We start from the raw sequence: 22,110 nt of genomic DNA on the forward strand, positions 1-22,110 counted from the left end.
AGCCGATCAGGCAGGCTGCGCAACCGCTCGTGCAACGGGCTTCTCCACGATCGGAAGGTTGATCAGCGCCGAGAGGACGCCGAACAGGATCGAGAGCCACCAGATCGGCGTGTAGGAACCGAACTTCTCGAACACGATGCCCCCTAACCAGACACCGAGGAAGCCGCCGACCTGATGGCTGACGAAGGCGAAGCCATAGAGCGTGGCGAGCCACCGCGTGCCGAACATCAACGCCACCAGCGCCGATGTCGGCGGCACCGTCGACAGCCAGGTCAGGCCGGAGACCGCACCGAACGCGATCGCCGAGAACGGCGTGATCGGGAACGAGATGAAGGCGAGCGTCGCCAACGCACGGGTGAGATAGATCGTCGAGAGGATGTATCGCTTCGGCAGCGAGTTCTGGAGATAACCGACGCTGAGCGAGCCCATGATGTTGAACAGGCCGATCGCCGCGATCACCCAGCCGCCGATTTGCGTCGAGATGCCGCGGTCGACCAGGAACGCCGGCAGATGCACGGTGATGAAGGCAAGCTGGAAGCCACAGGTGAAGAAGCCGAGCACCAGCAGCACGTAGGAGCGATGGCCGAAAGCCTCCGCGAGCGCCGTCGTGATGGTCTGCTGATCTGCAGGTGTCGAGCTGGCGCTGCCCGCGACCGGCGGCGTCGAAATGGCGAGTGCCAGTGGGATGATCAGCAGCATCAGGAAGCCGAATACGCTGAGCGCCTGCTGCCAGCCGAAATTGTCGATCAGCGCCACGCCGATCGGCGCGAACAGGAACTGGCCGAGCGAGCCCGCCGCGGTACCGGCGCCAAGCGCAAGGCCACGCTTCTCGGCCGGCAGGAGTTTCGTGAACGCCGACAGTACCAGGTTGAACGAGCAGCCTGCCAGACCGAAACCAACCATCACGCCCGCGCCGATGTTGAGCGATAACGGCGTCGACGAATAGCGCATCAGCAAGAGGCCGCCGGCATAAAGCAGCGCGCCGACGCACATCACGCGAAACAGGCCGAAGCGATCGGCGACCGCGCCCGCGAATGGCTGGCCCAATCCCCACAACAGATTTTGCACGGCGATGGCGAGGCCGAACACGTCGCGGCCCCAGGCGAACTCATGGCTCATCGGCTGCACGAAGAAGCCCAGCGCCGAGCGCGGACCGAAGCCGAGCATGCCGATGGCGCAGCCGCAGAGGATGATGACGGCCGGCGTGCGCCAGTTGGAGGAACGCGAGGCCGGACCGAGTTCGCCCGCTTGTATCGACATGGTGTTCCTCATCGCCCTTGGCGGATCCGGAATAGGTAACCGCGCGTCCGAGGTTTAATGCAAATGCATGAAACGCCCAGGTCGAAAATGGTTGCGTTCCCTGCGGGGCTGCCGCGGGAGCATTGCGTTTCATCGCGGCCTTTCGCTGGCGTGACTTGACGGGAATGTGTGCGAGGAGACCTAGCGGCGCTGTCCGGGCCGTGCTACATTCGATTTACTCATATTGAGCATATATGAGCTTTGGGGACATCCGCCCGGCCTCTCGGCCGGATTTCTCAGGCTTTATATATACTCATGTTGAGCATAATTGTTCATATGGGAGGCTTCGATATGCCGATCACTGGAATTTTCGGTCCTGACGATTTCGCCAATCGGCCGCCGGGGCAAGCGACCGCCGCGCCGGCAGTGCCGATGCAAACAAGAGCCGTCCTGCCAAGCCCCTCGCTGGAATGGACAAGCGAGGTCGAGCGCGCCACCGCGCCGATCTACGACCGCGTCAAGCATGTGATCCCGCCGATCGAATGGCCGCTGATGGCGCCGACGATTCACGCGATCAATCAGCTGAAGCGGACGCGCAATGCGGTGATCCTCGCGCACAACTACCAGGCGCCGGAGATCTTTCACGGCGTCGCCGATATCGGCGGCGACTCGCTCCAACTCGCCGTCGAGGCCACCAAGGTGAAGGCCGATGTCATTGTGCAGTGTGGCGTGCACTTCATGGCGGAGACCTCGAAGCTGCTCAATCCGGACAAGACGGTGCTGATCCCGGACTCTCGCGCCGGCTGCTCGCTCGCCGCCAGCATCACCGGCGCCGACGTGCGCCTGCTCCGCGAAAAATTCCCCGGCATCCCCGTGGTTGCCTATGTCAACACGTCGGCGGAGGTGAAAGCCGAGGTCGACATCTGCTGCACCTCGTCGAACGCGGTGCAAGTGGTGGAGAGCCTCAACGCCCCGAGCGTGATCTTCCTGCCCGATCGCTACCTCGCGACCTATGTGGCCTCGAAGACTGACGTGAAGATCATTGCCTGGAAAGGCGCCTGCGAGGTGCACGAGCGCTTCACGGCCGACGAGCTGCGCGCCTTCCGCGACGCCGATCCCTCCGTGCAGATCATCGCGCACCCCGAATGCCCGCCGGACGTGCTGGCGGAAGCCGACTTCACCGGCTCCACCGCGCACATGATCAACTGGGTCCGCGAGAAGCGTCCGAAGCGCCTCGTGATGATCACGGAATGCTCGATGGCCGACAATGTCCGCGCCGAGCTGCCGGATGTGGAGATGCTGCGTCCCTGCAATCTCTGCCCGCACATGAAGCGCATCACGCTGTCCAATATTTTGGAGAGCCTGCTGACGCTCGGCGAAGAAGTGACGATTGATCCGGCGCTCGCAGAACGGGCGCGGCGTTCGGTCGAGCGGATGATCAATCTGAAGAATTGAGGGCGAAATGGCGCAACACGAGCAGTGTCGTCCCGGCGAAGGCCGGGACCCATAACCACAGGAAGGTGTGGTTGCGAAGAACGGCGTTACACAGCTCTGCAAACCAACAACTGCCGCGGAGTATGGGTCCCGGCCTTCGCCGGGACGACGATGAGGAAAGAACCATGACAAACACCATCCACAATCTCACCCGCTCGACCGACGACGTCGTGATCGTCGGCGGTGGCCTGGCCGGACTGTTTTGCGCGCTGAAACTCGCGCCGCGGCCGGTGACGCTGATCTCGGCGGCGCCGCTCGGACAGGGCGCGTCGTCTGCATGGGCGCAAGGCGGCGTTGCGGCCGCGGTCGCCGATGGCGACAGTCCGGAAGCCCATGCCGCCGATACCATCGCGGTCGGTGGCGGCATCGTCGATCAGGCAGTCGCGCTCGGGATCGCGCGCGAGGCTGCGCCGCGAATTCACGATTTGCTCAGCTACGGCGTGCCGTTCGATCGCGATCTCGAGGGCCGGCTTGCGGTCGGGCGCGAGGCCGCGCACTCGGCGCGGCGGATCGTGCACGTGCGCGGCGACGGTGCGGGCGCGGCGATCATCGCAGCGCTCAGCGAGGCCGTGCGGCGTACGCCGTCGATCCGATTGATCGAAGGTTTTTCTGCCGAAGCGCTGCTCACCGAAGACGGCGCCGTCACCGGACTTCAGCTACGCGAGGCCGGCAATTTCGCAGCGAGGCCCGTGATGATCGCCTCGCGCGCCGTCGTATTTGCCACTGGTGGTATCGGCCATCTCTATGCCGTCACCACCAATCCGGTTGAAGCCAATGGATCGGGCCTCGCGATTGCCGCGCGCGCCGGTGCTGTGATCGCCGACCCCGAGTTCGTGCAGTTCCACCCAACCGCCATCATGGTCGGCCGCGATCCCGCGCCGCTGGCGACCGAGGCGTTGCGCGGCGAAGGCGCGACACTGATCAACAGCGAGGGCGAACGCTTCATGGCGGCGCGTCATCCGCTCTCCGAGCTGGCGCCGCGCGACATCGTGGCGCGCGGCGTGTTCGCCGAGATCGCGGCAGGACGCAGAGCCTTCCTCGATGCGCGGCAGGCGCTGGGCGCGCATTTCGCCGACAAATTCCCAACCGTGCATGCAAGCTGCATCGCCGCCGGCATCGATCCGGCGAAGCAGGCGATCCCGATCGCGCCGGCCGTGCACTACCACATGGGCGGCATCGCGGTGGACGCGCGCGGTCGCAGCTCGATCGACGGCCTCTGGGCCGGTGGCGAAGTGTCGTCCACCGGCGCGCATGGCGCCAACCGGCTCGCTTCCAATTCGCTGCTGGAGGCCGTGGTCTACGCCGCACGCATCGCCGACGACATCGCAGGCCGCACGATCCCCTCGCCTGCCCGCCTGCCCGAAGCGTTGGTAACGCCGCGCGGCAGCGCGCCGGATGCAAGCGCTGTGAAGCGGCTGCGGGCGATGATGAGCGCGCATGTCGGTGTGATCCGGGAACGCGACGGACTCGCAGAAGCCGCGCGCAGTTTTGCCGCGCTCGAACACTCGGCCACGAGCATCCCGGTCCGCAACATGGCGACAGCGGCGCTGCTCGTTGCGTCCGCGGCCTGGAGCCGGTGCGAGAGTCGCGGCGCGCACTTCCGTTCCGACCATCCGACGGATGTCCCTGCGCTGGCGCAGCGAACCATGACGACACTGGCCGCTGCGCGCGAGGTCGCGAACGGCCTCACCGAGCATTCAACGCCGCAAATCGCGCAAACCATGACCGCGTGAAGGAAATCCCATGACCGCTCCGACTTCCCTGCTTGATCCCGACGCCTTCCTCTCCCCGCTCGCCATCGATGAGGCCGTGCATCGCGCCCTTGACGAAGATCTCGGCCGCGCCGGGGACATCACCTCATTCGCGACGATTCCCGAAGCGACCAAAGCGCAGGCCGTCCTGGTCGCACGCCAGTCCGGCATCATCGCAGGCCTGCCGCTCGCGGTAGCGACGCTGCGAAAGCTCTCGTCCGACATTGAGGTGCGCGCGCATGTCCGCGACGCTGCCCGCGTCGCCCGCGGGCAGCAGGTGTTGACGATTTCAGGGCCGGCCCGCGCCATTCTCACCGCAGAACGCACCGCGCTGAATTTCGTCGGTCGTCTCTCCGGCGTCGCCACGCTCACGGCCGCCTATGTCGCGCGCACCGAGGGCACCAGAATGCGCATCTGCTGCACGCGAAAGACCACGCCGGGATTAAGAGCGCTGGAGAAATACGCGGTGCGTTGCGGCGGCGGCTTCAACCATCGCTTCGGCCTCGACGACGCGATCCTGATCAAGGACAACCACATCGCAGTCGCCGGCGGCATTCGCCCCGTGCTGGAGCGCGCCCGCGCCCATGCCGGCCATCTCGTCAAGATCGAGATCGAGGTGGACACGCTCGCCCAGCTCCGCGAGGTGCTCGATGCCGGCCTGGCCGAAGCGGTGTTGCTCGACAACATGGATATCGCGACGCTGCGCGAGGCAGTGCGGATGACGGAAGGGCGCGTCGCGCTAGAGGCTTCCGGCGGGGTTACGCTGGACTCCATTCCCGCGATCGCGGCGACCGGCGTCGATTATGCCTCATCCGGCGCATTGACGCATTCCGCGCCGAATTTCGACTGCGCGCTGGATATTGAGGCTTGAGGCAGCGATACTTGTACTAAGTCGTCATGCCCGGGCTTGTCCTGGGCATCCACGACCTTGCTGCGCGTGCCTAAGAACGTGGATGGCCGGGGCAAGCCCGGCCATGACGCTGTGGAGACACTACCGCCGCTCGGTCACGCCCATCTCGGCTGAGCTTTTGGCTTCCTGGACGAGCTCCGCCGAAAGCGCGGCGGTCTGCGCCGGCGTGCCCCAGCTCGGCTCCTCGCTGCCGTCGCCCCAGTTTCGCGGCCGGTAGAAGGTGTGCACACCGAACTTGTACATCTTCTTCATCTCGGCGACCCAGGACGGGCGCACCCAATAGGCGTGGTAGTGCGTGGACTTGCCGACCTCGGGCAGCCAGATCTGGCCGTCGAGCATCGCCTTCGAGATCTTCTTGGCGCGATCCCACATCTCGGGCTCGCGGATCACGTCGGGATTGTTGTCGCAGGCGAAGGTGAACTGGCAGGCAAAGTGCCGGTACTTGTTCTGATAGACGACGCCGCACACGGTGTCCGGATACTTGCCGGAGAACACGCGGTTCATCACGACTTGCGCGACCGCGATCTGGCCGCGCACGGCCTCGCCGCGGGATTCGAAATAGACCGCCTCGGCGAGACACTTCTCGGACTTCGCGCGCGACTTGTCGTCGAGCGCGAGCCGCTCGGCCGGCGATTTGGCGCGCTGGTTGTCGGCATTGACCTCGCCCTTCGGCGCGACACTCTCGCCGCTTTCGGTCGCGTTTCCGACGTCCTCGTTCGGCGGCGACAGCGAGGCCAGCTTCATATCGGGGTCGGGCATCACGATCAGCGGCTCGGCGCCGGGCTGCCAGCTCTCGATGCTCTCGGCGGAGCCGCCGAGCGAGGAGCTGCCGAAAAACAGGTTCGAGGTCTTCACGCTGAAGGGATCGCGCGGCGGGGCGGCGATCGTCGTCTGCTTCAGGGCGTCGAGCGGCTGGGCCGCGAAGGACAGCGCATTGTCGTCGGCCTTCGGCGGATTGGCATATTGCGGCAGAGGCGGCGCGCGCATCGCCTCCTGAAGCTCGGGATCGAGCGCCGCCGCGGATTCCGGCGACATCGCCTGCGGCTGCGAGACCGGCAGCTGAGCCGTTTTGGCGCCGAACACGGAGCTGTTCGAGGTGGCGGGATCTTGCGGCGCAGGCGCGGCAGTGGGAGCGGCCGTCTCAGGCACGGGTGTCACGGTGGCGAGTCGATCGCCCTTCAGCGCGCGATCGACCTTGGGGAAATCGGAGGCCTGGTAACGCGCAGGCGCCTGGAGCACCGGGTTGCGCGAGATCGAACCGGTAACGTCACGGCCGTCGAGGCTTGCGAGGCGAACCATTGCGCTCTGCGGCGCGGAGGTCCCGATCGGGCGCGAGAAGCTGTACGTGGCAAGCTGAATAGACGAGGCCGCAGAGAACACCTGCTTCTGCCAGCGCTCGGCAACGCCGGGCTGACGCGCCAGCAGCGAGCCAATGTCCTGATAACCGGTCTCTCGCGGCATCAATGCGAAGACCAGGAGACCGATGCCGAAGGACGCGAACCGCGCGCCCTTCGGATGGTTACGCAACACAAACATCGTTACGCTCACGCTACGCTTACACCAGAACAATCGAGCCGCAGTACATCCGTGCAATTCGATCTTTATCGTGAGTATCTAATTTAGGTTGCCGGGGCGTTAATCGCCGTTGCGCAGCCGACACACTCAAGCGATGTCAGGTGTTTTCACGGGGCGATGCTGTGCGTTGGTAAATGCCGGCTCATCTGAAGCGGTAAACAAGTGGTCAACGCGAATGGTGAAGGAACTCTTGCTGACAATTCTCGCGCACACGTATCGTTACGGGACGCGTGATGAGTTCCGTTGTTGACACGACGCATCCACATAGCCGGTGTCTTGCCACGCGAAAGCGGGACATCCAGTTCGCCGCTGCTTCTCGGTTCAGTCGCTGCCGTCTTGAGTACTGGATCGCCCGGTCAAGCCAGGCGATGACAGCGAGTGTGCGGCGCTCGCGATGACGACGTGGAGAGAGAGACCACAAATAAAAAGAGGCGGGGCTGGGCCCCGCCTCTTTCGCATCTCGTATGCCGTCCTGCCCTACGCCTGGCTCGCAATCGCCTTGCCGAGCGCGGCCTGCGCTGCGGCAAGCCGCGCGATCGGCACGCGGTACGGTGAGCACGAGACGTAGTCGAGGCCGACATTGTGGCAGAACGCCACGGAGGCCGGATCGCCGCCGTGCTCGCCACAGATGCCCATCTTGAGCTTCGGGCGCGTCTTGCGGCCGCGCGCGACGCCGATCTTGACGAGCTCGCCGACGCCTTCCTGATCCAGCGAGATGAAGGGATCGATCGAGAGAATGCCCTTCGTCACGTAGGGACCGAGGAAGCTCGCGGCATCGTCGCGGCTGATGCCGTAGGTCGTCTGCGTCAGGTCGTTGGTACCGAACGAGAAGAACTCGGCGCTCTCGGCGATCTCCTCCGCGAGCAGGCAGGCGCGCGGCAGCTCGATCATGGTGCCGACCTGATAGGCGAGCTTGGTGTTGGTGTCGCGCATCACCGCCTTCGCGGTGGCGTCGATCCGCGCCTTGACCAGGTCAAGCTCGGCCTTGGTCGCGATCAGCGGCACCATCACCTCGAGGCCCACGGCCTTGCCGGTGCGCTTCTCGGCCTCGACCGCAGCCTCGAAGATCGCGCGGGCCTGCATCTCGGCGATCTCGGGATAGGCGATCGCGATGCGGCAGCCGCGGAAGCCGAGCATCGGATTGAACTCCGACAGCTCGCGCGCACGGTCGGCCAGGCGCCGCGGGTCGGTGTTCATGGCGCGCGCCACTTCCTCGACCTCGGCATGGGTGTGCGGCAGGAACTCGTGCAGCGGCGGGTCGAGCAGACGGATCGTGACGGGCAGGCCCTTCATGATCTCGAACAGCTCGACGAAATCGGCGCGCTGCATCGGCAGGAGTTTAGCCAGCGCGGCACGGCGCGACTGTTCGTCTTCGGAGAGGATCATCTCGCGCACCGTGCGGATGCGCGTCTCCTCGAAGAACATGTGCTCGGTGCGGCACAGACCAATGCCTTCGGCGCCGAACTTGATCGCGGTGCGGGCGTCGTCAGGCGTGTCCCCGTTGACGCGAACGCCGATCTTGCGGACCTGGTCGGCCCAATTCATCAGCGTGCCGAATTCGCCGGAGAGCTCCGGCTCGATCATCGGCATGCGGCCGGCCAGCACCTGGCCGAGCGAGCCGTCGATGGTGATGACGTCACCGGCCTTGAAGGTGCGCGAACCGATGCTCATGGTGCCGCGGCCGTAATCGACGCGGATGGTGCCGCAGCCCGAGACGCAGGGCTTGCCCATGCCGCGCGCCACCACGGCGGCGTGCGAAGTCATGCCACCGCGCGTGGTCAGGATGCCTTCGGCGGCGTGCATGCCATGGATGTCTTCAGGGCTGGTCTCGATGCGGACCAGAATGACCTTGCGCCCGTCGCCCTGGAGCTTGGCCGCTTCGTCCGAGGAGAACACGATCTCGCCCGAGGCCGCGCCGGGCGACGCCGGCAGGCCGGTCGCGATGACGTCGCGCTTGGCGTTGGGATCGATGGTCGGATGCAGCAACTGGTCGAGCGAAGCGGGATCGATCCGCGTCACCGCTTCCTTCTTGGTGATCAGGCCTTCGTTGGCGAGCTCGACCGCGATGCGCAGCGCCGCCTTCGCGGTGCGCTTGCCGCCACGAGTCTGGAGCATCCACAGCTTGCCCCGCTCGACCGTGAACTCCATGTCCTGCATGTCACGGTAGTGCTTCTCGAGCTGCGTGTAGATCCGCGTCAGCTCCTTGAAGGCCTCCGGCATCGCTGCTTCCATCGACGCCCTGTCGGAACCGGACTCCTTGCGCGCCTCCTCGGTGATGTCCTGCGGCGTGCGGATGCCCGCCACCACGTCCTCACCTTGTGCGTTGATCAGGAACTCGCCGTAGAGCTTGCTCTCGCCGGTCGAGGGGTTGCGGGTAAACGCAACGCCGGTCGCCGAGGTCTCGCCCATGTTGCCGAACACCATGGCCTGCACGTTGACCGCGGTACCCCAGGATTCCGGAATGTCGTGCAGCTTGCGATAGGTCATCGCGCGCGCATTCATCCAGGACGAAAATACCGCGCCGACTGCGCCCCAGAGCTGGTCATGCGGGTCCTGCGGGAAGTCCTTGCCGGTCTCGCGCGCGACCGCATCCTTGTACTTGCCGACCAGTTCGACCCAGTCCTCGGCGGACAGGTCGGTGTCGAGCGTGTAGCCTTGGCTGTCCTTGAAGGTATCGAGGATTTCCTCGAAGTGATGATGCTCGAAGCCGAGCACCACGTCGGAATACATGGTGATGAAGCGGCGATAGCTGTCATAGGCGAAGCGGCGGTCGCCGGAGAGCTCCGACAGCGCTTCCACCGTCTGGTCGTTGAGACCGAGATTGAGCACGGTGTCCATCATGCCCGGCATCGAGGCGCGCGCGCCGGAGCGCACGGAGACGAGCAGCGGGTTCTTGGTGTCGCCGAACACCTTGCCGGTCAACTTGCCGACATAGTCCAGCGCCTTCTCAACCTGCGACCGCAATTCCTTGGGATAGGTTTTGTCGTGGGCGTAGAAATAGGTGCAGACCGAGGTCGGGATGGTGAAGCCCGGGGGCACCGGCAGGCCGAGATTGGCCATCTCGGCGAGGTTGGCGCCCTTGCCGCCAAGCAGGTCGCGCATCTCCGATCGGCCTTCGGCCTTGCCGTCACCGAACGTGAAGACCCACTTGCCGGCCGGGATCTTGGCTGGTGCGCTCTTGGCAGGTGCACTCCTGGCCGGCGCGCTCTTGGCCGCAACCTTCGGCGCAGTCGGTTTGGTCGCAGCTTTCGCGGCGGGCTTGGCCGCCGGCTTCGAAACCGGCTTGGCAGCAGCCTTGCCGACCGGCTTCGGGGAGCTCTTCACGGCGCTCTTGGGGAGCGCCTTGCGGGCCGCCGGTGCGGCTTTCGCCTTGGCGGAGGGCTTTGATTTCACTGCAGTTTTATTCGGCTTCGAGGCGGCTTTGGCCATAGCTTGCACACAACCTGCGAGAGGGACGGGAAATTGCGGGCCTTACACCACTTTGGGCGGGCCCGCGCAAGTCAGAGTTCCGGAAAATGAAGGCCTAGAGATGGAGCCACTTCAACAATCCGAGCCCAATCGCACCATTGATGATGAGGAAAATCGCCACGATCAGGTTGAGCAGGCGCGGCATGATCAAAATGAGCACGCCCGCAAGCAGCGACAGAAGCGGCGAGATGTGGGCGACGGTGATGTGCATGAATTTTCTTTCCGAGCGTTAGGGCGAATCGCGGGCCGATCATAGCGGACCGGGTTCCGCGGGTAGAGACGCGCAGGCCGCCCGACGAGTTCCGGGCTTCGCGAAAACTGCCCGAAATTGCCGCGTATGCGGCACGGCTTTTTCGGAACATCACGCGCGGCGCAGCATTGGCAACCGGTCGCGCCGCTGGCGCTTCCCGTAACACCATTTCGCAAGACCACGTCGAAGGAGTTGCCCATGCGAAACAGGATTCTTGCCCTTGCAGCGCTCGCGGCCGCGATCGGCTCGCCCGTCGCGGCGCCGGCGCAAACCGGAATCACAGTGGGACGCGCGCCCGCGGTGGTCGACAATGGCCCAACGATTGCGGTCGAGCAGCGGCCGGCCTTCCGTGACTATGTGGTCGAGCAACGTGTCCCGGCCTTCAGCATTCCCGATCGCGTCGTGGTCGGTGCCACCTTACCTGAAACCGGCATCACCTATTATGACGTGCCGCAACGTTTCGGTGCGACGACCTATCGCTACACGGTCATCAACGGCGAGACCGTGCTGGTCGAGCCACGCTCGCGGCGCATCGTCGAGGTGATGGACTAGGGTTTCTAGTGATCAACTAGATGTCCGGCGCGTCACATCAATCAGGCTGACGCGAGCAGTGGAAACGGACATCAGGCCCCGCCCGGTCTTCCCCCCGCCGGGCGGGGCATTTTTGTACGTGGTCGTTCCGGGGCGGTCCGCAGGACCGAACCCGGAACCTCGAGATTCCGGGTCCGCGCTTCGCGCGCCCCGGAATGACGGCCTCATCTGCGAAGAGATCAGTCCTGGATCTTCGAGAAATCCGCGACCGCACGCGTGGCGCTGCGGATCTCGTTCAGCAGCTTCAGGCGGTTCTCGCGCACCTTCGCATCGTCGTCATTGACGCGCACCTTCTCGAAAAACGCATCGACCGGCGAGCGCAGCTTCGCCAACGCGCGCATCGCGGCGGCAAAGTCTTCCTTGGCGACAGCGGCGCTCGCTTCCGCCTTCACCTCTCCGATCGCCTTGGCCAGCGCCTTCTCCTCCTCGAGGCTGTAGAGCGCCGCATCGGGCGCGCCGTCGAAGGCCCGCTTGTCCTTCTTTTCCTCGATCGAGAGAATGTTGCTGGCGCGCTTGGTGCCTGCGAGCAGGTTTTTGCCGTCGTCGCTCTCGAGGAACTTGCCGAGCGCCTCGACGCGGCGGACGATCATCAGGAGATCGTCCTGGCCGCCGAGTGCGAACACGGCATCGACGAGATCGTGACGTGCGCCCTGCTCGCGGAGCTGGACCTTGAGACGGTCGGCGAAGAAGGCGAGCAGATCGTTCGGCAGCTTCTGCGCGTCCGCAGGTTTTACCGACAAGCCGGCAAGCGCAGATGCAGCCGCCTTCATCAGCGACAAGCGCAGAGCGTTCTCAGCGATCAAACGAATGACGCCCAGCGCCGCACGGCGCAGCGCATACGGGTCCTTCGATCCTGTGGGCTTCTCATCAATGGCCCAAAAGCCGACCAACGTATCGATCTTATCGGCAAGCGCCACCGCAACGCTGACCGGATCGGTCGGCACGCGATCGGCAGGGCCTTGCGGCTTGTAGTGCTCCTCGCAGGCCGCGGCGACGGACGCGTCCTCGCCCTGGGCCAGCGCGTAGTACTTGCCCATCAGGCCCTGCACCTCGGGGAATTCGCCGACGACTTCGGTCAGCAGATCCGCCTTGGCCAGATGCGTGGCGCGCTTCGCCCTGGCGACATCGGCGCCAACAAGCGGCGCAATCTCAGCGGCGAGGCGCTCGATGCGCTTGATGCGCTCGGCTTGCGTGCCGAGCTTCTCGTGGAACACGATCTGCTCGAACTTCGGCAGCCGGTCCTCGAGCCTGGTCTTCAGATCGGCCTCGTAGAAGAATTTTGCATCGCTGAGCCGCGCACGGATCACGCGCTCATTGCCGCCGATGATGGTCTTGCCACCGTCGATGGCCTCGATATTGGCGACCAGGATGAACTTGTTGGCGAGCTTGCCCGTCTTGGGATCGCGCACCACGAAGCATTTCTGGTTGTTGCGGATGGTGGCGCGGATCACCTCGTCCGGAGTCTTCAAGAACTCCTGCTCGAACGAGCCCATCAGCACGACCGGCCATTCGACGAGGCCCGAGACCTCGTCGAGCAGGTTCTGGTCCTCGACGAGATCAAAGCCTTGCGCGAAGGCAAGCTGCTTGGCGTCGGTGAGGATTGCGTCCTTGCGCCGCTCGGGATCGAGCACGACTTTCGCGTCCAGGAGCTTGGCTTCGTAGTCCTCGAAACGGCGGACGGAAATAGCCGATGGCGCAAGGAAGCGATGGCCGTAGGTGGTCTGGCCGGCCTCGATGCCGTCGACCTCGAACTTCACGACATCGGGCTCTTCAGTCTCGAGGCCGAAGGTTGCGGTGATCGCGTGCAACGGACGCACCCAGCTGAGCGATCCGGGCTTGCCCGAGCGCGCGCCCCAGCGCATCGATTTCGGCCAGGGGAAGGTACGGATGATGACGGGTAGGATCTCGGCGAGCACGTCGATTGCGGCGCGGCCGGGTTTCTCGATCAGTCCGATGTAGAAATCACCCTTGGGATCGCGCTGGATCTTGGCCTCGTCCAGCGAGTTCAAACCCGTCGCTTTCAGGAAGCCCTGCACGGCTGCATCGGGCGCGCCGACTTTCGGGCCGCGGCGTTCGGTTTTCAGATCGGGCTGGCGCGCAGGAATGCCGTGCACGGTGAGCGCAAGACGGCGCGGCGTCGCAAAAGCTTTCGCGCCCTCATAGACCAGACCCTCGGCGACGAGCTTGTCGGTGGCCAGGCGGCGCAGATCGTCGGCCGCCTTGGCCTGCATGCGCGCGGGGATTTCTTCCGAGAACAGTTCAAGCAAAAGATCGGGCATCAGGCCGCTCCACCGGCTTCGGTGTGCACCCAGGCTTCGCCGCAGGCTTTCGCCAGCTCGCGGACCCGGAAAATGTAGCTCTGTCGCTCCGTCACCGAAATCACACCGCGCGCGTCGAGCAGGTTGAAGACATGGCTCGCCTTGATGCACTGGTCATAGGCCGGCAGCGCCATCAGATGGACCTCGCGCTTGCCGGATTCCGAGTTTTTTTGCCAGCCGGCATCGAGGTATTTCTTGCAGGCCGCTTCGGCCATCTTGAATTGCTCGAACAGCATCGCCGTGTCGGCATGCTCGAAATTGTGTCGCGAGTATTCCTGCTCGGCCTGGAAGAACACATCGCGATAGCTGACCTTCTCGGCGCCTTCGCGGCCGTTGAAGTTCAGGTCCATGATGCGGTCGACGCCTTGCAGATAGCAGGCGAGCCGTTCGAGGCCGTAGGTGAGCTCGCCTGCGACCGGTGCGCATTCCACGCCAGCGACCTGCTGGAAATAGGTGAACTGGCTGACTTCCATGCCGTCGCACCAGCACTCCCAGCCCAAGCCCCAGGCGCCGAGCGTCGGGCTCTCCCAATCGTCCTCGACGAAGCGGATGTCGTGGATGGCGCTGTCGATGCCGATCGCGGCGAGCGACTTCAGGTACAGTTCCTGAAGGTTCGGCGGCGACGGCTTGAGAATGACCTGGAACTGATAATAGTGCTGGAGCCGGTTGGGGTTCTCGCCGTAGCGGCCATCCTTGGGCCGACGCGAAGGCTGCACATAGGCAGCGTTCCACGGCCTCGGCCCGAGCGCGCGCAGGGTGGTCCCGGGGTGAAAGGTGCCGGCGCCGACTTCCATGTCGTAGGGCTGCAGAATCACGCAGCCGTAATCCGCCCAGTAGCGCTGCAGGGCCAGGATCAGGCCCTGGAACGAGCGGTCCGGGCGCATATGGGCGGGCAATGAGGCGTCCATCGTCAGATCAGGCTCTCGCGGGGGGTTTTGAATCGCGCGGGACCGTATCGACGGCGGCAGTGGGAATCAAGGCAAAGGGGGACGGAAATGGCTGTCATTCCGGGGCGATGCGCAAGCATCGAACCCGGAATCTCGAGATTCCGGGTTCGCCCTTAGGGCGCGCCGGAATGACGGTACCTACCCCGGCCGATAAGCTCCGGTCACGGGGTCACGCTTCAGCGTCTGGATGGTCCCCATATGGGCGGCCTCGGCGACGCGCGAGAGGCGCATCTCCTCCAGCTCCTCATTGATCCTGAGTGCGGTCTTGTAGGCCCAGCGGACCACGGCAAGCCCACCCAGCACGCCCGCGAATGCGACGAACGGCGGCATCGGTCGATCCTTGTCTCATGCTCAGCCCCCACACGCATATTCGCGCACTCCGCCCCGCGCCGCAATTGGCCCGGCGAGGGGCCAAATGGCGCGGGAGGACGCCGCCTAGAACCCGAATTTTGCCCAAATCGCCCGCGTCTCGACCGCCGAGATCAGCTCGTCCGGCAGCCCGGCCATTGATTCCATGGCCGAAAGCTGGCCCGCGCCGGGCGATTTCCGCCCCAACAGGCCAGACAGCAGCCCGGTCGGCTGCGCAATCACGGGGGTGAGAACTTTCTCGCCATAGCGGGCACGAAGAGTTGAGCGGAGATCGCCGATGCCGTCGGCGAGCCCGAGCGTGATCGACGTCTCGCCGGCCCAGTATTCGCCCGTGAACAGGGTGTCGTCGGCGCCCTTGAGCCGCGTACCCCGACTCTCCTTCACCAGCGCGATGAAGATCTGGTGGATCTCGCGCTGAAGCGCCTTCAGCTTGGCGACGTCGTCGGGGTTTTCCGGCAGGAAGGGATCGAGCATCGCCTTGTGGGCGCCGGCTGTGTAAAGGCGCCGCTCGATGCCGAGACGCTTGATCGCCTCCTGAAAGCCGAAGCTGCCGCCGACCACGCCGATCGAGCCGAGGATCGAGGAGGGATCGCAGAAAATCTCGTCGCCGGCGCAGGCGATCATGTAGCCACCGGACGCTGCGACGTCCTCCACGAACACCAGCACCGGCAGCTTCTTCTCCGCCGCGAGCTGCTTGATGCGCAGATAGATCTGGCGCGACTGCACCGGCGAGCCGCCGGGCGAATTGATCACCAGCGCCACCGCCTTGGCGTTGCGGACCGAGAAGGCCCGCTCCAGCACCCGCGCGAGACCCGCAAGCGTCATGCCCGGGCGCAGCGGCGTCACCGCGCCGATGACGCCCGATAGCCTCACCACCGGCACCACCGCAGTGCCCGGACGGAAGCGCGCCGGCAGATATTGCATGAGCTTGTCGGCCAGGCCGGAACTCCCGCGATCGTTCAATTGTTCGGCCATGCCGTTACTCCTGATTAACCAATTCTTATCACGCGACTGTCATTGAAGTTGCCTGGAACGTGTTTTGCAGAATCCCCGTTGGGAAGCTGCAATGAGGCAGCGGAGGAAGCGACATGAAGATCTATCTGCTGTTGATGCTGATCGGCGCGCTTTTCACGGCGATTCGCTTTACGTCCCCGCAAGAGCAGCAGTCGGAATCGCTTCCCCAATAAGCCGTCACGGCTTTGCCAGCGGCAAGACCGCTCTCCCCTCCAGAATATTCCTCACCTCTTTTTTGGGCAGGCGTGACTCATCATTGAGCATGAGGCCTGGCAGCAACCGCATCGGCGCCTTGCCGCCCTTGACGGCACGCACCAGCACGCGGATCGCCGGTCTTTCCGCTTCGCCATGAACCGGCAGGACCGACACGCTGCCGAAACCGCGTGACAGCGCTGCCAAGACGTCCGCAATCCCATCCGCGCGCCAGATCAGCGTCAGCACGCCGTTCGAGCGGAGTATCCGCCGCGCTGCATGCAACCACGCATGCAGCGTCTCCTCCGTCGCGACATGCGCGGTGTGACGCGCCTTTTCGGGCGAGCCGCGATGCCGCGTGGAATCGTTGAAGGGCGGGTTCATCAACACGCAGTCGGCGCTGTCTGGCATGAGCCCATGGGCCGCAAAAGCCTGCGCATCGGCCGTGACGTCGAGCACGATCACGTCGGCAGGAATCGCATTCGCCGCCGCATTGGCCCGTGCCAGCTCGGCCAGCTCCGGATCGATCTCGACGAGACAAAGATCGATTCCGGCGACGCGCCGGCCCAGCGCCAGTCCGGCAGTGCCGATTCCGGCACCGAGATCGACCACGCGGTCGCCGTCGCGGGCCTCCGTCGCCGCCGCAAGCAAGATGGCGTCATGCCCGGCGCGGTGACCGGATCGCTTCTGCTTGAGCAGCAGCTGCCCGCCGAGAAAGGCGTCCTCGGTGAGATCTGTGACGACGTCAATCATCGCCGCGCAGTTCGTGGCTGAGCCCGGCCTCGGTCAGGAGTTGCCGGGCCTCGGTGGCATCGTCCTCATGGACCAGGATCCGTCGCGGCAGGACGCCGAGCGAGCCCTCGATGACGCTCATGTTCTGGTCCAGCACCAGATGATGGATGTTGGCACCGTCCAGCAGCGCGCCGATCGCCGACACCAGCACGATATCATTGGTCCGAACCAGTTCTCGCAAAACGGGTCTCCTGCCTGACGGGGGTGAACGGCAAATGTCAATGGTTCCACAGGCCTTGCCGCATCCCCGTCCAGTTTCTATTGTCTTTCCGTCAGAATAGCCCTTCCGGGGCAAATATTGGAGACCGGCGTGGCCGTCATCGTACCTTTCGAAACTCCCGGCGCGTCGATCGAAGAGCTGGTTGCCCTTGTCGCCCCTGATATGGAGCGCGTCAACGCCACCATCCTGTCGCGGACCGGGTCGGACGTGACCATGATCCCGGAGGTCGCCAACCACCTCATCTCCTCCGGCGGCAAGCGGCTGCGGCCGATGCTGACGCTCGCCATGGCCAACCTCGCCGGTTACACCGGCGACGGCCATATCAAGCTCGCCGCCTCCGTCGAATTCATGCACACCGCGACCCTGCTCCACGACGACGTCGTCGACGAGAGCGAGATGCGCCGCGGCAAGCTCTCGGCGCGCATGCTCTGGGGCAACGAGGCGAGCGTGCTGGTCGGCGACTTCCTGCTCGGGCAAGCCTTCCGCATGATGGTCGAGGTCGGCTCGCTGCGCGCGCTGGACATTCTTTCCGCGGCCGCCGCCACCATCGCCGAGGGCGAGGTGATGCAGCTCGCCGCCGCCAAGAACACCGCGACCACCGAGGACGAATATCTCGCCGTGATCCGCGGCAAGACCGCCGAGCTGTTCGCGGCCGCCTGCGAAGTCGGGCCCGTGATCGCCAACCGTCCCAAGGCCGAGCAGACCGCCTGCCGCTCGGTCGGCATGAATCTCGGCATCGCCTTCCAGCTCGTCGACGACGTGCTCGACTATGGCGGCAAGAGTGCAAAGCTCGGCAAGAACACCGGCGACGATTTCCGCGAGGGCAAGATCACGCTGCCCGTTGTGCTCGCCTTCCGTCGCGGCAACGACACCGAGCGCGCGTTCTGGATCAAGGCGCTCGAGCGCGGCGAGATCGGGGACGCCGACCTCGATCACGCCATCGGTCTGATGAACAAGCACCGCGCGCTCGAGGATACGCTGAGCCGCGCCCAGCACTACGGCGCCATGGCCGTCGATGCGCTGGCGCTGTTCCCGTCCTCGCCGATGAAGAGCGCGCTGGAGCAGGTGGTGGCGTTCTGTCTGGCACGGTCGCATTAGCGGCGACGCGCTTAGGCGCCTGCGCACCCAAACCTCGGTGTCGTCCCGGCGAAGGCCGGGACCTATCCCGCGCGATCCATTCGTCAGCGCGAGGTACGCGTACCGCGCCGACACATCTTCACCGCCAGCCTTCGCCAAACCACTCCGTGTGGTTATGGGCCCCGGCCTTCGCCGGAACGACACCGTGGAGATAGCAGTCGCAACTGCATCAACACCGTCATTGTGAGCGCGCCGAAGCAATCCAGAATCCCTCCGCGGCAACGGACTGGCTTGCTTCGCTGTGCTCGCGATGACGGCACGTGACGCGCGGCCGTCGCTCACCAACTCGCATCTCAAACCGCGGCGCCAACTCTGATCACGGCGACAGCTCTCAGAAACAATGTCGCAGCCTCAGCCCTCTCCTTCCCATCCACTCCCGCCCGCCAAGTGACTTGCATTTTGCAAGTCACGAACCTACCTTCCTGCCATGCAGCCCAAATTGCCCTCCATCCTGGAATGTCCGGTCGGCCGCGCCGTGGAGACGGTTGGCGAATGGTGGAGCATCCTGATCCTGCGGGATGCGCTTCAGGGCTCGACACGGTTTGACGAATTCGAGCGCAATCTCGGGATTGCGCCGAACATCTTGTCGCGACGCCTCGCCCATCTCACCAAGACTGGCATGTTCGTCCGTCGCCGTTACAACGCACGGCCGCCACGCTACGAATATGTGCTGACGGACAAGGCGCGGGATTTCTTCCCCGTCATCGCGACGCTGCTCGCCTGGGGCAACAAGCATCTCGCGCCGAAGGGCGAATCCATCCTGCTGGCGAGCCGGGACGATCGCCGGCCGCTCGACCCGGTCGTGGTCGATGCCGCCGACCTGCAGCCGATCACGCTCGCCAATGCGGTGGTGATCGCAGGCCCCAGCGCCAGCCGCCTGATGCGGCGGCGGCTCACTTCGCTCAAAGCCATGAACCCGGCCATTGCGCCGGATGGAGACTGATATGCGTCGTGTCGTCGTGACGGGAATGGGCGCAGTGTCGCCGCTCGGCTGTGGTGTCGAATTGTCCTGGCGCCGGCTGCTCGCCGGCCAAAGCGGGCTGCGCCCGCTGCCCGAATGGGCGCAGGCGCTGCCGGCACGCATTGTCGGCCTCGTGCCCGACAAGGCCGATGATGCCGACGGCGGTTTCGATCCGGCACAGGCTGCGGCACCAAAGGATCAGCGCAAGATGGACCGCTTCATTCTGTTCGCGTTGCTCGCGACGGCAGAAGCGGTGGCACAGGCCAAATGGATGCCGCGGGAAGCTGTGGCCCTGGAGCGAACCGCGACGATCATCGCCTCCGGCGTCGGCGGCTTCCCGGCGATGGCCGAGGCCGTGCGCATCACCGAGCAGCGCGGTGCGCGCCGGCTCTCGCCCTTCACGATCCCCTCGTTCCTCGCCAATCTCGCCGCCGGCCACGTCTCGATCAAATACGGCTATAAGGGCGCGCTTGGCACCCCCGTCACCGCATGTGCCGCTGGCGTGCAGGCAATCGGCGATGCCGCGCGCATGATCCGTGCCGGCGAGGCCGACGTCGCAATCTGCGGAGGCACTGAAGCCTGCATCGACATCGTCAGCCTCGGCGGCTTCGCGGCAGCGCGCGCGCTGTCGAGTTCCTTCAACGACGAGCCGGCGCGCGCCTCGCGCCCGTTCGATCGCGATCGCGACGGCTTTGTGATGGGCGAAGGCGCCGGCGTTCTCGTGGTCGAGGAGCTGGAACATGCGCTGGCGCGCGGCGCCGAGCCAATCGCCGAGATTGTCGGGTACGGCACCACGGCTGATGCCTACCACATGACATCGGGTCCGCCCGATGGCGACGGCGCCCGTCGCGCCATGGAGATTGCACTTCGGCAGGCGAACCTTGCGCCGGCGGATCTGCAGCACCTCAACGCGCATGCGACCTCGACGCCCGCCGGTGACGAGAGCGAGCTCGGCGCGATCGGTGCGCTGTTCGGCCGCAGCAATTCCATCGCGGTGAGCGCGACCAAATCGGCCACCGGTCATCTGCTTGGCGCCGCCGGCGGGCTCGAAGCGATCTTCACGGTGCTCGCTCTGCGCGACCAGATCGCGCCGCCGACGCTCAATTTCGAGAACCCCGACGCAGGGGCTGACGGTATCGACATCGTGGCAGGCCGCGCACGGCCGATGCCGATGCAGCATGCGATCTCCAACGGCTTCGGGTTCGGCGGAGTAAACGCCAGCGCGATCTTCCGCCGCATGGGCTAGACGAGAGGTCTTGCAATCGCGCCGCGCTGCGCTACGAAAACAGGATGATCGACACGAATATCTGGCTGTTCCTTGCTGCCGCCCTCGTCATTGCCGCCATTCCCGGCCCCGGCATCTTCTACGTCGCGGCGCGAACCTTGTCGGAAGGGCGCGCCAGCGGCTTTGCTTCGACCGCGGGCACGGCGCTGGGCGGCCTGGTTCATGTCGTCGCCGGCAGCCTCGGCATCTCCGCTATCATCTTGGCGAGTGCCGAGCTGTTTACGGCCGTGAAATTTGTCGGCGCACTCTATCTGGTCTGGCTCGGCATCAAGACTTTTCGAAGCGCCGGCCACGCCCGGCCGCTCGGGAGCGAAACCGTCGGCGACAAGCGCGCCTTCCGCGACGGGGTCCTGGTCGAGGCACTGAACCCGAAGACCGCAGCGTTTTTCCTCGCCTTCATCCCGCAATTCCTCGATCCCGCGGGAACGAGCCCCACGCTGCAATTCATCGTGCTTGGCGCCATCTCGGTGACGCTGAACACGTTCGCCGATATCGGCGTGGTGCTGATGGCGTCCGCGACCCGCACGCAGCTGATCGGGCGGCCGCTTCTGATGCGTCGCCTGACGCAAGGCTCAGGGCTCTTCATCGCCGGCCTCGGCCTGTCGCTCGCGCTGGCGAGGCGGCCCGTGAATGGATAGCGCCACGATGACCGTCCCGCAAAGCCGCTATTACGAGTCTCACGGCCTGCGTCTGCATTATGCAGATTGGGGTAACGAGAATGCGCCGCCTCTCATCCTGGTCCATGGCGGCCGGGATCATTGCCGGAGCTGGGACGCCATCGCCCGCTCATTGCAGCCGCACTTCCACGTGATCGCGCCCGATCTGCGCGGCCACGGCGATTCCGACTGGACGAAGGGCGGCAGCTACGCGCTGACCGAGTATGTCTACGATCTCACCCAGCTCGTCCGCAGCATCGCGGCGCCCCAAGTAACTCTCATCGGCCATTCGATGGGCGGAATGGTGAGTCTCATCTTCTCGGGTTCATTCCCCGAGCTGGTCTCGAAACTCGTCGTTCTCGACGGCGTAACGATGCTGCCGGATTCACCCAAACCGCCGACGCATGAGCGCATCGGCAAATGGGCCGCCCAGCTCGACAGACTGCACGATCGCACGCCGCGCCGCTATGCGACCCTCGAGGACGCGGCTGCGCAGATGATACTTCACAACAAGCGGCTCTCCCGTGATCTCGCGCTGCATCTTGCCACCTACGGCGCGCGGCAGAATGAAGACGGCACCTATAGCTGGAAGTTCGATCCCTACCAGCGCGCCAGTGCGCCGCACCGGCTCTGGCCGGACGATCACGTCGCCCTGTGGTCGCGCATCACTTGTCCCACTCTGCTGCTGAATGCCGGCGAGAGCTTTCTCGCCGGCACTCGGTCGGCGGGACTGGAGCGCTATTTCCGAGAGGCGCGGATCGAGACCATCGCCGGCGCCGGCCACTGGCTGCAGCACGACAAGCCTGAGGAGGTGCTGGGTAAGATCCGGCGATTCTTGGGATTGGCCGAGGACGGCGCAGGTTAGCTACGCTGGAGTGGGCAAAGCGACTTGTCCGCCGTAGCTCGAAGAGCGAAGGCGGAGGCAATGCCCACGCCTTCGA

At 65.1% G+C, this 22,110-nt stretch carries 19 protein-coding genes; 9 read left to right on the plus strand and 10 right to left on the minus strand.

What is annotated here, in order from left to right; translation table 11 throughout:
* Positions 1–6: 6 nt before the first annotated feature.
* Complete coding sequence (locus JQ587_RS32900; RefSeq protein ID WP_212428112.1) at positions 7–1,260, minus strand: MFS transporter; 1,254 nt, start codon at positions 1,258–1,260, stop codon at positions 7–9.
* Positions 1,261–1,590: 330 nt separating this feature from the next.
* Between JQ587_RS32900 and nadA the strand changes: the two genes are divergently transcribed.
* From nadA to nadC, 3 genes are all read left to right on the plus strand, one after another.
* Positions 1,591–2,694 (plus strand): quinolinate synthase NadA, encoded by a 1,104-nt coding sequence (nadA, locus tag JQ587_RS32905; protein WP_212428113.1) that lies wholly within the window; start codon positions 1,591–1,593, stop codon positions 2,692–2,694.
* Positions 2,695–2,858: 164 nt separating this feature from the next.
* Entirely contained in the window at positions 2,859–4,466 is a 1,608-nt protein-coding gene (locus JQ587_RS32910; RefSeq protein WP_212428114.1) for an L-aspartate oxidase, read from the plus strand.
* A 10-nt stretch (positions 4,467–4,476) separates the two neighbouring features.
* Complete coding sequence (nadC, locus tag JQ587_RS32915) at positions 4,477–5,355, plus strand: carboxylating nicotinate-nucleotide diphosphorylase (RefSeq protein WP_212428115.1); 879 nt, start codon at positions 4,477–4,479, stop codon at positions 5,353–5,355.
* A 120-nt stretch (positions 5,356–5,475) separates the two neighbouring features.
* On the opposite strand, the gene JQ587_RS32920 is transcribed toward nadC, so the two are convergent.
* The 3 genes from JQ587_RS32920 to JQ587_RS32930 all read right to left on the minus strand — a co-directional run bounded on the left by JQ587_RS32920 (position 5,476) and on the right by JQ587_RS32930 (position 10,648).
* The gene (locus JQ587_RS32920) at positions 5,476–6,930 is read right to left on the minus strand and encodes a cell wall hydrolase (protein WP_212428116.1); all 1,455 of its coding nucleotides are present in this window, start codon (positions 6,928–6,930) and stop codon (positions 5,476–5,478) included.
* Between the two features lie 516 nt (positions 6,931–7,446).
* Positions 7,447–10,398, minus strand: coding sequence for a pyruvate, phosphate dikinase (ppdK, locus tag JQ587_RS32925; RefSeq protein ID WP_212428117.1), 2,952 nt, complete (start codon positions 10,396–10,398; stop codon positions 7,447–7,449).
* 94 nt (positions 10,399–10,492) lie between these two features.
* Positions 10,493–10,648 (minus strand): DUF3096 domain-containing protein, encoded by a 156-nt coding sequence (locus JQ587_RS32930; protein WP_014497329.1) that lies wholly within the window; start codon positions 10,646–10,648, stop codon positions 10,493–10,495.
* A 237-nt stretch (positions 10,649–10,885) separates the two neighbouring features.
* Here JQ587_RS32930 and JQ587_RS32935 point away from each other — a divergent pair, with 237 nt between their 5' ends.
* Positions 10,886–11,239 (plus strand): DUF1236 domain-containing protein, encoded by a 354-nt coding sequence (locus JQ587_RS32935; protein ID WP_212428118.1) that lies wholly within the window; start codon positions 10,886–10,888, stop codon positions 11,237–11,239.
* Between the two features lie 218 nt (positions 11,240–11,457).
* Here the strand turns inward: JQ587_RS32935 and glyS are convergent, their stop codons facing one another.
* The 6 genes from glyS to JQ587_RS32965 all read right to left on the minus strand — a co-directional run bounded on the left by glyS (position 11,458) and on the right by JQ587_RS32965 (position 17,091).
* A complete protein-coding gene (gene glyS, locus JQ587_RS32940) occupies positions 11,458–13,557 on the minus strand; it encodes a glycine--tRNA ligase subunit beta (RefSeq protein WP_212428119.1) in 2,100 nt (699 codons plus the stop codon).
* Entirely contained in the window at positions 13,557–14,504 is a 948-nt protein-coding gene (locus JQ587_RS32945; RefSeq protein ID WP_212297601.1) for a glycine--tRNA ligase subunit alpha, read from the minus strand. Before JQ587_RS32945 ends, glyS begins: the two co-directional genes overlap by 1 nt.
* Before the next feature lie 177 nt (positions 14,505–14,681).
* The gene (locus JQ587_RS32950; RefSeq protein ID WP_212297600.1) at positions 14,682–14,873 is read right to left on the minus strand and encodes a hypothetical protein; all 192 of its coding nucleotides are present in this window, start codon (positions 14,871–14,873) and stop codon (positions 14,682–14,684) included.
* A gap of 105 nt (positions 14,874–14,978) precedes the next feature.
* A complete protein-coding gene (locus tag JQ587_RS32955) occupies positions 14,979–15,887 on the minus strand; it encodes a S49 family peptidase (RefSeq protein ID WP_212297599.1) in 909 nt (302 codons plus the stop codon).
* Between the two features lie 216 nt (positions 15,888–16,103).
* Positions 16,104–16,871, minus strand: coding sequence for a tRNA1(Val) (adenine(37)-N6)-methyltransferase (locus tag JQ587_RS32960; protein ID WP_212428120.1), 768 nt, complete (start codon positions 16,869–16,871; stop codon positions 16,104–16,106).
* Complete coding sequence (locus tag JQ587_RS32965) at positions 16,864–17,091, minus strand: putative signal transducing protein (RefSeq protein WP_212297597.1); 228 nt, start codon at positions 17,089–17,091, stop codon at positions 16,864–16,866. The genes JQ587_RS32960 and JQ587_RS32965 overlap by 8 nt, the downstream gene beginning before the upstream one ends.
* Before the next feature lie 129 nt (positions 17,092–17,220).
* Between JQ587_RS32965 and JQ587_RS32970 the strand changes: the two genes are divergently transcribed.
* From JQ587_RS32970 to JQ587_RS32990, 5 genes are all read left to right on the plus strand, one after another.
* Positions 17,221–18,228, plus strand: a complete 1,008-nt coding sequence (locus JQ587_RS32970; RefSeq protein WP_194463797.1) for a polyprenyl synthetase family protein — start codon at positions 17,221–17,223, stop codon at positions 18,226–18,228.
* 466 nt (positions 18,229–18,694) lie between these two features.
* Positions 18,695–19,210 (plus strand): winged helix-turn-helix transcriptional regulator, encoded by a 516-nt coding sequence (locus JQ587_RS32975; protein WP_212297596.1) that lies wholly within the window; start codon positions 18,695–18,697, stop codon positions 19,208–19,210.
* A gap of 1 nt (position 19,211) precedes the next feature.
* Positions 19,212–20,474, plus strand: a complete 1,263-nt coding sequence (gene fabF, locus JQ587_RS32980) for a beta-ketoacyl-ACP synthase II (RefSeq protein WP_212428121.1) — start codon at positions 19,212–19,214, stop codon at positions 20,472–20,474.
* A gap of 44 nt (positions 20,475–20,518) precedes the next feature.
* Positions 20,519–21,151 carry a LysE family translocator gene (locus JQ587_RS32985; RefSeq protein ID WP_212428122.1) on the plus strand — a complete coding sequence of 211 codons (633 nt, stop codon included), beginning with the start codon at positions 20,519–20,521 and terminating at the stop codon, positions 21,149–21,151.
* 7 nt (positions 21,152–21,158) lie between these two features.
* Positions 21,159–22,034 (plus strand): alpha/beta fold hydrolase, encoded by an 876-nt coding sequence (locus tag JQ587_RS32990; protein WP_212428123.1) that lies wholly within the window; start codon positions 21,159–21,161, stop codon positions 22,032–22,034.
* Positions 22,035–22,110: the final 76 nt, after the last annotated feature.

The sequence above is a fragment of the Bradyrhizobium manausense genome (assembly GCF_018130615.1).
GTDB lineage: Bacteria > Pseudomonadota > Alphaproteobacteria > Rhizobiales > Xanthobacteraceae > Bradyrhizobium > Bradyrhizobium manausense_A.

Coding starts and splice junctions, on each gene's coding strand:
- JQ587_RS32900 (WP_212428112.1), bottom strand. CDS start 1,260: ATGTCGATACAAGCGGGCGAACTCGGTCCGGCCTCGCGTTCCTCCAAC.
- nadA (WP_212428113.1), top strand. CDS start 1,591: ATGCCGATCACTGGAATTTTCGGTCCTGACGATTTCGCCAATCGGCCG.
- JQ587_RS32910 (WP_212428114.1), top strand. CDS start 2,859: ATGACAAACACCATCCACAATCTCACCCGCTCGACCGACGACGTCGTG.
- nadC (WP_212428115.1), top strand. CDS start 4,477: ATGACCGCTCCGACTTCCCTGCTTGATCCCGACGCCTTCCTCTCCCCG.
- JQ587_RS32920 (WP_212428116.1), bottom strand. CDS start 6,930: ATGTTTGTGTTGCGTAACCATCCGAAGGGCGCGCGGTTCGCGTCCTTC.
- ppdK (WP_212428117.1), bottom strand. CDS start 10,398: ATGGCCAAAGCCGCCTCGAAGCCGAATAAAACTGCAGTGAAATCAAAG.
- JQ587_RS32930 (WP_014497329.1), bottom strand. CDS start 10,648: ATGCACATCACCGTCGCCCACATCTCGCCGCTTCTGTCGCTGCTTGCG.
- JQ587_RS32935 (WP_212428118.1), top strand. CDS start 10,886: ATGCGAAACAGGATTCTTGCCCTTGCAGCGCTCGCGGCCGCGATCGGC.
- glyS (WP_212428119.1), bottom strand. CDS start 13,557: ATGCCCGATCTTTTGCTTGAACTGTTCTCGGAAGAAATCCCCGCGCGC.
- JQ587_RS32945 (WP_212297601.1), bottom strand. CDS start 14,504: ATGGACGCCTCATTGCCCGCCCATATGCGCCCGGACCGCTCGTTCCAG.
- JQ587_RS32950 (WP_212297600.1), bottom strand. CDS start 14,873: ATGCCGCCGTTCGTCGCATTCGCGGGCGTGCTGGGTGGGCTTGCCGTG.
- JQ587_RS32955 (WP_212297599.1), bottom strand. CDS start 15,887: ATGGCCGAACAATTGAACGATCGCGGGAGTTCCGGCCTGGCCGACAAG.
- JQ587_RS32960 (WP_212428120.1), bottom strand. CDS start 16,871: ATGATTGACGTCGTCACAGATCTCACCGAGGACGCCTTTCTCGGCGGG.
- JQ587_RS32975 (WP_212297596.1), top strand. CDS start 18,695: ATGCAGCCCAAATTGCCCTCCATCCTGGAATGTCCGGTCGGCCGCGCC.
- fabF (WP_212428121.1), top strand. CDS start 19,212: ATGCGTCGTGTCGTCGTGACGGGAATGGGCGCAGTGTCGCCGCTCGGC.
- JQ587_RS32985 (WP_212428122.1), top strand. CDS start 20,519: ATGATCGACACGAATATCTGGCTGTTCCTTGCTGCCGCCCTCGTCATT.
- JQ587_RS32990 (WP_212428123.1), top strand. CDS start 21,159: ATGACCGTCCCGCAAAGCCGCTATTACGAGTCTCACGGCCTGCGTCTG.